We start from the raw sequence: 9,340 nt of genomic DNA, 5'->3' as shown, positions 1-9,340 counted from the left end.
CGGTTTCCCCGGGCGGGGCCTCGTCGTGTGTGCCGCGGGGATCCCGCGGGTCAGTCCTTGATCTCGCAGATGGTGGCGCCGGAGGTGAGGGAGGCGCCGACCTCCGCGCTCAGGCCCACGATGGTGCCCGAGCGGTGCGCGTTGAGGGGCTGTTCCATCTTCATGGCCTCCAGGACCACGATCAGGTCGCCCTCGTTGACCTGCTGGCCCTCCTCGACCGCGACCTTCACGATCGTGCCCTGCATGGGCGAGGCGAGGGTGTCGCCGGAGGCGGCCGGGCCGGACTTCTTGGCGGCGCGGCGCTTGGGCTTGGCCCCGCCGGCGGCGGCGGTGCGGGCCAGGGTCATGCCCAGCGAGGACGGGAGGGAGACCTCCAGGCGCTTGCCGCCGACCTCGACGACCACGGTCTCGCGGCCGGGCTCGTCCTCGGTGTCCTCGGCCGCCGGAACGACGAAGGCCGGGATCTCGTTGACGAACTCGGTCTCGATCCACCGCGTGAAGACGGTGAAGGGGCTGCCGTCCGTGGGCGCGAAGGCGGGGTCGGCGACGACCGCGCGGTGGAAGGGGATGGCGGTGGCCATGCCCTCGACCTCGAACTCGGCCAGCGCGCGGGCCGCCCGCTGGAGGGCCTGCTCGCGGGTGGCGCCGGTGACGATCAGCTTGGCCAGGAGCGAGTCCCAGGCGGGGCCGATGACCGAGCCGGACTCGACGCCGGTGTCCAGGCGGACACCGGGGCCGGCGGGCGCGGCGAACTTGGTGACGGTGCCGGGGGCGGGCAGGAAGCCGCGGCCCGGGTCCTCGCCGTTGATGCGGAACTCGATGGAGTGGCCGCGCAGGACGGGGTCGCCGTAGCCGAGCTCCTCGCCGTCGGCGATGCGGAACATCTCGCGGACCAGGTCGATGCCGGAGACCTCTTCGGTGACCGGGTGCTCGACCTGGAGGCGGGTGTTGACCTCCAGGAAGGAGATCAGGCCGTCGGCGGAGACGAGGAACTCGACCGTGCCGGCGCCGACGTAGCCGGCTTCCTTGAGGATGGCCTTGGAGGCGGCGTACAGCTCCGCGTTCTGGGCTTCGCTCAGGAACGGCGCGGGGGCCTCCTCCACCAGCTTCTGGTGGCGGCGCTGCAGCGAGCAGTCACGGGTGGAGACGACGACCACGTTGCCGTGGGAGTCGGCCAGGCACTGGGTCTCCACGTGGCGGGGCTTGTCGAGGTACTGCTCGACGAAGCACTCGCCGCGCCCGAAGGCGGCGACGGCCTCGCGGACCGCCGAGTCGTAGAGCTCGGGGATCTCTTCGAGGGTGCGGGCGACCTTCAGGCCGCGGCCGCCGCCGCCGAACGCGGCCTTGATCGCGATCGGCAGCCCGTGTTCCTCGGCGAAGGCGACGACCTCGTCGCTGCCGGAGACCGGGTCGGGGGTGCCCGCGACCAGCGGGGCGCCGGCACGCTGGGCGATGTGGCGGGCGGCGACCTTGTCACCCAGGTCGCGGATGGCCTGCGGGGGCGGGCCGATCCAGGTCAGCCCGGCGTCCAGGACGGCCTGGGCGAACTCCGCGTTCTCCGACAGGAAGCCGTATCCGGGGTGGATGGCGTCCGCCCCGGAGTCTGCGGCGGCCTGCAGGACCTTCGCGATGTCGAGGTAGCTGGCGGCCGGGGTGTCACCGCCCAACGCGAAAGCTTCGTCTGCCGCGCGGACGTGCAGGGCGTCCCGGTCCGGATCGGCGTAGACGGCTACGCTCGCGATCCCGGCATCCCGGCAGGCCCGGGCAACGCGGACAGCGATTTCGCCACGGTTGGCGATGAGCACCTTGCGCACGATGGCTCCCTCCTTGAAACAAGCTGAGTTTAGGGACAGCCGACACGGCCTTTCGACCCTTCCCCGGTGGTGAGCTTGCCCACACAGAGCGTGATGCGAGCGTCCTCATAGTGCGAAAGCCCTTGTGTCGCCCCAGGTCAGGGAGATCCCCGACTGCACAGTAACCCCGTTGCGCGGATCAGGTCTCTGTTCTGCGGGTCAGCGGCCCCCGCTGATTCTTTGTCGAGTCCCTACGAACGGCCTATGCATTCTTTGAGTGAGGGCCGTCACGGAAGGCTCCCGTAACGAAGCCGTCCCGACCCCTTGTCCGCAGGTTTACTCGTTAGTAGCCTCCAGGACGTCGAACACGCTTGTGGCGTGCGGGGGATGGGGGCGTCGTGCTGCGCAGACTCGTTGCCGGGCTCGGCGCGCTCGCGCTGGCCGTGGAGGCGGCGGTCCTGGTCCTCGTCCACGTCGTCCTGGGGAAGACCACCGCCAACCAGTCGATGTCCATCGCCGGCATGGACCCGGACGTCATGTCCACGGCGACCTACGGGCTGGGGGCGGCCATGGGCGCCTTCCTGCTGCTGTGCGCCGTCCTGCTCGCCGTGGCCGCCCTGCGGGACCGGGCGCCCGGACGCTTCGCCCGCGTCGTGATCGTCGCCGCCGCCCTGACCCACGTCCTGCTCGGCGCGCTGGCGGTCGGGCTCGTCGGCTGGGGCGCCTTCGCGGCGACGATGCTGATCCTGTGCCTGCTCGTCCTGACCCTGACGCTCTACGCCGGGGGCCGGGACGAGCCAGGACCCGTCAAGGAGCTCAGGCCCACAAGTCCGTGATGGACACGCCCAGTTCTCCCAGCAGGGAGCGCAGCAGCGGCAGCGACAGGCCGATGACGTTGCCCGGGTCCCCGTCGATGCCGTCGATGAACGGCGCCGACAGGCCGTCCAGGGTGAACGCCCCGGCGACGTGCAGCGGCTCGCCGCTCGCCACGTACGCCGCCACTTCCGCGTCCGTCGGCTCGCCGAAGCGGACCGTCGTGGAGGCGGTCGCCGAGACCTGACGCCCGGTCGTCGTGTCGATCACGCAGTGCCCCGTGCGCAGGACGCCGGACCGCCCGCGCATCGACTTCCAGCGGGTGGTGGCCTCCGTCGCGTCCGCCGGCTTGCCGAGCGCCTCGCCGTCCAGCTCCAGCACCGAGTCACAGCCGATCACCAGCGCGCCCGCGGCCTCCTCCAGGCCCGCCACCACGCCCGCCTTGGCCTCGGCCAGGGCCAGGGCCAGATCGGCCGGGTTGTCGTGGTTCAGCGTGTCCTCGTCGAAACCGCTGACGATCACGTGCGGGGCCAGCCCGGCCTGCCGCAGCAGGTTCAGCCGGGCGGGAGAGGCGGAGGCGAGGACGAGCGTGCGCTGTGGCGTGGCGGTCATGGGGTCATCGTAGGGCGCGGCTAGAACGGGGCGACGCCGAGCACGTACACCCCGACGACCATCGCCAGGGCGAGCACGACGAGCAGCCGCCGGAGCATCGCCTGGACATCGCGCATGTCCTTGGGCGGCTCGTCCTTCGGGTCTGACCAGAGCATGCTCCGATCCTTGCCCCGGTACGGCGGTGGCGCCTGAGTACCCGTACTCAGCCGCCACCGTCCGTTCGCACCATCTTCCGGGGCCGTCCTACGGCTTGGCGTCGGCGGGCGGCTTCCAGAGCGTGAGCTTGCCGGCGTAGGCGGGCGGGTCGGACGGCTTCCCCGTCGGCTTGACCTCGGTGACCTGGAACATCGCGAGATTGCCCTTGGACGTCACCGAGCACAGGACGTCGCCCTTGACGATGGCCTCGTCCTTGATGAGCGCCGTGTCGGAGAGCTCGGCGGGCAGCGGCCCGGTGTCCACGGCCTGGCGGCAGACCTCGGGGGTGGTGCCCGGCGACTTGGCCATGGCCTTGCGGAAGACCATGTGCTGCCGGATGTAGTAGAGCTCGATGTCCTTGTCGCTGTCGGCGCCGTTCGGCGAGACCTTGGGGGCGTCCAGGTCGACGGTGACCATCGAATCGCCCGGCGGCCCGATGAGCAGGGGCTTGTCCGTGAAGACCGGCTCGTACGCGGCGGGCTGCGACGGCTTCGGGGAGCTCTGGGCGGACGGCTTGGCCGCCGTGTCCTGCTGCGGCTGCTCCTGCCCCCGATCGGCGGCCCGCGGCTTGTCGTTGCCGTCGTTCCCGGTGTCCGAGCCGCCGGACACCGCCCATGCGGCGCCCGCGATCACGCCGAGCAGGCCCACGGCCGCCCCGACGAGCAGCCCGGTCCGGTTGCCGCGTGCGGTGGCGGGCGGGGTGGTAGGGAAGGGCGGTGCCTGCGGGGGTGCCTGCGTCGGGGCGCCGTGCACCGGCGGCGGGACGGGCCCGGAGCCGGGGCCGCTCGCCTGCGTGGGGACGTACGTGGGGGCGTACGCGGGCGCGGGGCCCGCCGCCGCGCCCGCCGCCGTGCCGGCCGCCGTGCCCGCCGCCGGAAGGCGGCCCAGCTCGGCCTCGCGGGCCGCGACCGCCGCGGCCCAGGGCTCCGGCAGCCAGCCCGCGAGAGCCGACGTTTCGAGGCCCGTCAGGCGCTCGCACTGCCGTACGAGCTCGGCCGGCGTCGGCCGCGCGGCCGGGTCCGCGGCGAGCACGCCCGCCAGCAGCGGGCGCAGCCAGTCCGGGTACCCCGACAGGTCCGGCGGCCGCACGGCCGTGTTGGCGATCTGCGTCGCCACCGTCAGCGCGCCGCCCTCGCCGTACGGGTGGCGGCCGGTCGCGGCCACCGCGGCGATCAGGCCGAGCGCGAACACGTCGCTCGCCGCCGTGACGTCCCCGCCGACGCCCTGCTCGGGGGACATGAACTGCGGAGTGCCGACGAAGCCCCCGCTGTGCGTGAGGCGCGTGCTCTCGGCGGCGCGCGCGATGCCGAAGTCGATCACCCACGGCCCGTCCGCGGCCAGCATGATGTTGCCCGGCTTGAGGTCCCGGTGGACGATCCCCGCGGCGTGTACGGACTCCAGCGCCCGCGCCACGCACGCCACCAGCTGCAGGGCCGCGGCCAGCGGCAGCGGTCCGAAGGCGTCCAGCGCCTCGTCCAGCGGCAGGCCCGCCACGTAGGCGGTGGCCAGCCAGGGCTGCTCGCCCTGCGTGTCGTAGTCCAGCACCGGTACGAGGTGGTAGCCGCGGACCTGCTGCGACGCCTGCACCTCCTGCTCGAAGCGGCGCCTGAAGCCCGGGTCCCCCGCGTACTCGCGGCGGATCATCTTCAGGGCCACCGGCCGGCCGCCCCGGGTGCGGGAGAGGTAGACGGAGCCCATGCCGCCCTCGCCGATGCGGGCGAGCAGTCCGTATCCGGAGATCTCGCGCGGATCGCCCGCCGTCAGCGGGCGCAGCGCGCCGTGCCCGGTTCCGGTTCCGTGGTCCGGTCCGCTGTTTGGCCCGTTCATGACATCCGCCCCCTTGGTCCTGCCCGAGGGCAAGATCGTAGCGAAGGCGGCGCGGGCCGTGCGGGTGCGGGCGGCCGGGCCGGGGGCCGGCCGCCCGCGACGGCGTCCGATGGTGCGGAGCGGGTTCAGCCCTGGGCGGGCCAGTACGTACGGCCCCACGCGTGCGGGCCCGGCTGCGGCAGGCGCGCCCGCGCCACGCGGCGCGGGGACGCCCACTCGTCCGGGACCCGGGGCGCGCCCGACGGGGCCGAGGCCAGCGCCGCCGCGCGCGCTTGGACCACCGCCAGTGCGGCGGCCAGCTCCTCGGGGGTCGGGTTGCCCTTGACGACCTTGATCATCACAGTGAGCTCCTCGGGGCCTAGAGGGGGATGTTGCCGTGCTTCTTCGGGGGCAGCGACTCCCGCTTGGTGCGCAGCTGGCGCAGCCCCTTCACCACGTGGGCGCGGGTCTCGGACGGCATGGTCACCGCGTCGACGTAACCGCGCTCGGCGGCCGTGTACGGGTTGAGCAGCGCGTCCTCGTACTCGCTGATCAGCCGGGCGCGGACCTCCTCGACCTCATTCTCCTCCGCTTCGGCGATCGTGCGCCGGTGGAGGATGTTCACCGCTCCCTGCGCGCCCATCACGGCGATCTGGGCGGTCGGCCAGGCCAGGTTCAGGTCCGCGCCGAGGTGCTTGGAGCCCATGACGTCGTAGGCGCCGCCGAAGGCCTTGCGGGTGATGACGGTGATCAGGGGGACGGTCGCCTCGGCGTACGCGTAGATCAGCTTCGCGCCGCGCCGGATGATTCCGTTGTACTCCTGGTCGGTGCCCGGCAGGAAGCCCGGTACGTCGACGAAGGTCAGCACCGGGACGTTGAACGCGTCGCAGGTCCGCACGAACCGCGCCGCCTTCTCGGAGGCGTTGATGTCCAGGCAGCCGGCGAACTGCATCGGCTGGTTGGCGACGATGCCCACCGGGTGCCCCTCGACGCGGCCGAAGCCGGTGAGGATGTTCGGGGCGAACAGCGACTGCGTCTCCAGGAACTCGCCGTCGTCCAGCACGTGCTCGATCACGGTGTGCATGTCGTACGGCTGGTTCGCGCTGTCGGGGATCAGCGTGTCGAGCTCCAGGTCGGACGCGGAGACCTCGGTGTCCGCCTCCTCCGGGAACGCGGGCGGCTCGGAGAGGTTGTTCGACGGCAGGTACGCCAGCAGGGACTTGACGTACTCGATGGCGTCCTTCTCGTCGCCCGCCATGTGGTGCGCGACGCCCGAGGTGGAGTTGTGGGTGCGCGCCCCGCCGAGCTCCTCGAAGCCGACGTCCTCGCCGGTGACCGTCTTGATGACGTCCGGGCCGGTGATGAACATGTGCGAGGTCTGGTCGACCATGACGGTGAAGTCGGTGATGGCCGGGGAGTACACGGCCCCGCCGGCACAGGGCCCGACGACCAGGCTGATCTGCGGGATCACGCCGGAGGCGTGGACGTTGCGGCGGAAGATCTCGCCGTACATGCCGAGCGCGCTGACGCCCTCCTGGATGCGGGCGCCGCCGGAGTCGTTGATGCCGACGAGCGGGCAGCCGGTCTTCAGCGCGAAGTCCATCACCTTCATGATCTTCTGGCCGTAGACCTCGCCGAGGGCCCCGCCGAAGACGGTGAAGTCCTGCGAGAACACGGCCACCGGCCGGCCGTCCACCGTGCCGTAGCCGGTGACGACGCCGTCGCCGTACGGACGGGTCTTCTCCAGCCCGAAGTTGGTGGAGCGGTGCCGGGCGAACTCGTCCAGCTCTACGAAGGACCCCTCGTCCAACAGCAGCGCCACCCGCTCACGGGCCGTCAGCTTGCCCTTGGCGTGCTGCTTCTCGACGGCCCTCTCGGAACCGGCGTGGGTGGCTTCCTCGACGCGGCGCCTGAGATCCGCGAGCTTGCCCGCGGTCGTGTGCATGTCGATCGGCTCTGAGGGTTGTGACATCGGGGTCGCGGCTCCCTGTGTGGTGTCAACTGCCTGGTCAATTGGATGACTGCTGCTGGCTACTGGTGCGTAGCGTATCGGCGGGCATGGCGCTCGGCAGTGCGGCGTTTGACACACCTGCATTGGCTTGCTTGGCATCGCCGCCTTCCCTAGGGGAAGGCGCTCCCACCCTCGCGGGCGGGGCTTCCTGCTTCGTCGCGCGCTGCCCCGTCCGGGAGAGACCCCGGCGAGGTCTTACGCCCGCTCCACAGGCAGAGGCCGCCTGCCCGGCGGCCAGAAGGTTGATCGCCGCGTTCTCATCGCGGCCGTGGGTCGTCCCGCACTGCTCGCATGTCCACTCGCGCACTTTGAGGGGCATCTTGTCGGCGATGGCCCCGCAGACCGAGCACAGGTGTGTGCTGGGGAACCACCGGTCGACGGTGATCAGCTCGCGCCCGTACCAGGCCGTCTTGTACTCCAGCATCGACCGCAGCTCACGCCAAGCCGCGTCCGTGATGGCACGGGCGAGCTTGTGGTTCTTGAGCATGTTGCGGACGGTGAGGTCCTCGATCACGAGCGTTTGGTTTTCGCGCACGAGTCACCGTGGTCGGCTCGCTGCCTTCCGGTATCCGGCGCGACCAGACGACGGGCAGTGGGTCCGCCATCTTGGCGAGTGTGAGTTCGCCGTCGCGGAGACGGAAGGCGGAGCGGGTGTACTCGGCGCTCGCGCGGGACTTCCTCTTCGACTTGAACCGCGGATACCTCGATCGCCGCCCCCAGAAGGCGACGAACGCACTCTGGAGATGCCGCAGGGCCTGCTGGAGGGGGACGCAGGAGACCTGGCCCAGATAAGCCAGCTCCTCGGTCCGCTTCCAGGAGGTGAGCATCGCGGAGGTCTGGGCGTAGTTCGTGCGTTCCTGACGCGTCCAGGCCTCGGTGCGGGCGGCGAGGGCCAGGTTGTACACCTTCCGTACGCACCCGAACGTCCTCGACAGTTCCGTCGCCTGCGCGTCGTCCGGGTAGAAACGGAATCTGAATGCCCCCTTTACCGCAGAATTCCCCACAGCCCGGAAGCTAGGGTCAGTCAGGATCCGAATACAAACCCGGGTCAAAGGGTCACGTACGGCGACATAAGGAATCCGATCATGTCATCTGAGCCCTCAGCCGGAGCTTCCGCCGGACGCTGGTCGAGCTTGGACCGGCCTCCCCTCAATGCCGCGGCCCTGCGGCGGGCCCTCGTCGTCGAGGGCGGGCTGTGGACCTCCCTGGAGGTGGTCCCCGCCACCGGGTCCACCAACACCGATCTCGCGGCGCGGGCCGCGTCGCTGCCGGAGGGGGCCGTACTGGTCGCCGAGGAGCAGACCGCCGGGCGCGGCCGGCTGGACCGTACGTGGACGGCTCCGGCCCGGTCCGGGCTGTTCTTCTCCGTCCTGCTCAAGCCGGGCGGGGGCGTGCCGCAGGAGCGGTGGGGGTGGCTGACGCTGCTGGCCGGGGTCGCCACGGCGCAGGGGCTGTCCCGGGCGGCGGGCGTGGACGCGGTGCTCAAGTGGCCCAACGACCTGCTGGTCGGGGTGGACGGGGAAGAGCGCAAGACCGGCGGGATCCTCGCGGAGCGGGTCGCAGGGGGTCCCTCCCCGGCCGAAGGCTCTGGGGGAGGGGTCGTCGTGGGGATCGGGCTCAACGTCACGCTCACGGAGGACGAGCTGCCCGTACCGGCCGCGGGGTCGCTGCTGCTGGCGAAGGCCTCCGTCACGGACCGGGAGCCGCTGCTCAAGGCCGTGCTGCGGTCGCTGGAGGAGCTGTACGGGAACTGGCGCGAGGCGGGCGGTGATCCTGCGGAGAGCGGGCTCCAGGAGGTGTACGCGGCGGGCTGCGCGACGCTGGGCCGTCATGTCCGCGCGGAGCTGCCGGGCGGGCGCACGCTCACCGGAACGGCCGAAGCGGTGGATGCGGACGGGCGGCTGGTGATCCGGACCCTGGAAGGGGGGCGGGAGGCCGTGGGGGCGGGGGATGTGGTGCACCTGCGTTCCGTGCGGTGACCCTGGCCGGGTGGGGGTGGGGGTCCGCCCCGCGCGACGCCGTCGCCGGGGGGGGGGGGGGGGGGGCCGCCCCCCCCCCCCCGCCCCCCCCCCCCCCCCCCCCGGCCCCCCCCCCCCCCCCCCCGGGGGCG

Annotated in this window: 8 protein-coding genes and 1 pseudogene; 2 read left to right on the top strand and 7 right to left on the bottom strand. The window is 72.1% G+C overall.

The annotated features are described in order from the left end of the window. Positions 1-50: 50 nt before the first annotated feature. Positions 51-1,814: an acetyl/propionyl/methylcrotonyl-CoA carboxylase subunit alpha gene (locus ACFV0Q_RS32730; protein ID WP_385010311.1), complete on the bottom strand. Its 1,764-nt coding sequence runs from the start codon at positions 1,812-1,814 to the stop codon at positions 51-53. A 377-nt stretch (positions 1,815-2,191) separates the two neighbouring features. Here ACFV0Q_RS32730 and ACFV0Q_RS32725 point away from each other — a divergent pair, with 377 nt between their 5' ends. Further along, positions 2,192-2,629 carry a hypothetical protein gene (locus tag ACFV0Q_RS32725; protein WP_385010310.1) on the top strand — a complete coding sequence of 146 codons (438 nt, stop codon included), beginning with the start codon at positions 2,192-2,194 and terminating at the stop codon, positions 2,627-2,629. On the opposite strand, the gene ACFV0Q_RS32720 is transcribed toward ACFV0Q_RS32725, so the two are convergent. The 6 genes and pseudogenes from ACFV0Q_RS32720 to ACFV0Q_RS32695 all read right to left on the bottom strand — a co-directional run bounded on the left by ACFV0Q_RS32720 (position 2,610) and on the right by ACFV0Q_RS32695 (position 8,234). Then, the gene (locus ACFV0Q_RS32720; RefSeq protein ID WP_385010308.1) at positions 2,610-3,218 is read right to left on the bottom strand and encodes a Maf family protein; all 609 of its coding nucleotides are present in this window, start codon (positions 3,216-3,218) and stop codon (positions 2,610-2,612) included. The genes ACFV0Q_RS32725 and ACFV0Q_RS32720 overlap by 20 nt on opposite strands. Positions 3,219-3,238: 20 nt before the next feature. Next, positions 3,239-3,373 (bottom strand): morphogenic membrane protein MmpB, encoded by a 135-nt coding sequence (mmpB, locus tag ACFV0Q_RS32715; RefSeq protein WP_385010306.1) that lies wholly within the window; start codon positions 3,371-3,373, stop codon positions 3,239-3,241. A gap of 88 nt (positions 3,374-3,461) precedes the next feature. Then, complete coding sequence (locus tag ACFV0Q_RS32710) at positions 3,462-5,240, bottom strand: serine/threonine-protein kinase (protein ID WP_385010305.1); 1,779 nt, start codon at positions 5,238-5,240, stop codon at positions 3,462-3,464. Positions 5,241-5,365: 125 nt separating this feature from the next. Further along, positions 5,366-5,578, bottom strand: a complete 213-nt coding sequence (locus ACFV0Q_RS32705) for an acyl-CoA carboxylase epsilon subunit (protein ID WP_385010303.1) — start codon at positions 5,576-5,578, stop codon at positions 5,366-5,368. A gap of 20 nt (positions 5,579-5,598) precedes the next feature. Next, positions 5,599-7,191, bottom strand: coding sequence for an acyl-CoA carboxylase subunit beta (locus ACFV0Q_RS32700; RefSeq protein ID WP_385010301.1), 1,593 nt, complete (start codon positions 7,189-7,191; stop codon positions 5,599-5,601). 37 nt (positions 7,192-7,228) lie between these two features. Beyond that, positions 7,229-8,234, bottom strand: a pseudogene (locus ACFV0Q_RS32695) (RNA-guided endonuclease InsQ/TnpB family protein). An 81-nt stretch (positions 8,235-8,315) separates the two neighbouring features. On the opposite strand from ACFV0Q_RS32695, the gene ACFV0Q_RS32690 reads away from it, so the two are divergent. After that, positions 8,316-9,209, top strand: coding sequence for a biotin--[acetyl-CoA-carboxylase] ligase (locus ACFV0Q_RS32690; protein ID WP_385010300.1), 894 nt, complete (start codon positions 8,316-8,318; stop codon positions 9,207-9,209). The last annotated feature ends 131 nt before the right edge of the window (positions 9,210-9,340 follow it).

Source organism: Streptomyces sp. NPDC059564 (genome assembly GCF_042735575.1).
Taxonomy (GTDB): Bacteria; Actinomycetota; Actinomycetes; order Streptomycetales; family Streptomycetaceae; genus Streptomyces.
This window is presented reverse-complemented; position numbering and strand designations above follow the sequence as displayed.

What these genes read in the sequence shown, in the direction of transcription:
- ACFV0Q_RS32720 (WP_385010308.1), bottom strand. Translation starts at nt 3,218, where the DNA reads ATGACCGCCACGCCACAGCGCACGCTCGTCCTCGCCTCCGCCTCTCCC.
- mmpB (WP_385010306.1), bottom strand. Translation starts at nt 3,373, where the DNA reads ATGCTCTGGTCAGACCCGAAGGACGAGCCGCCCAAGGACATGCGCGAT.
- ACFV0Q_RS32710 (WP_385010305.1), bottom strand. Translation starts at nt 5,240, where the DNA reads ATGAACGGGCCAAACAGCGGACCGGACCACGGAACCGGAACCGGGCAC.
- ACFV0Q_RS32705 (WP_385010303.1), bottom strand. Translation starts at nt 5,578, where the DNA reads ATGATCAAGGTCGTCAAGGGCAACCCGACCCCCGAGGAGCTGGCCGCC.
- ACFV0Q_RS32700 (WP_385010301.1), bottom strand. Translation starts at nt 7,191, where the DNA reads ATGTCACAACCCTCAGAGCCGATCGACATGCACACGACCGCGGGCAAG.
- ACFV0Q_RS32690 (WP_385010300.1), top strand. Translation starts at nt 8,316, where the DNA reads ATGTCATCTGAGCCCTCAGCCGGAGCTTCCGCCGGACGCTGGTCGAGC.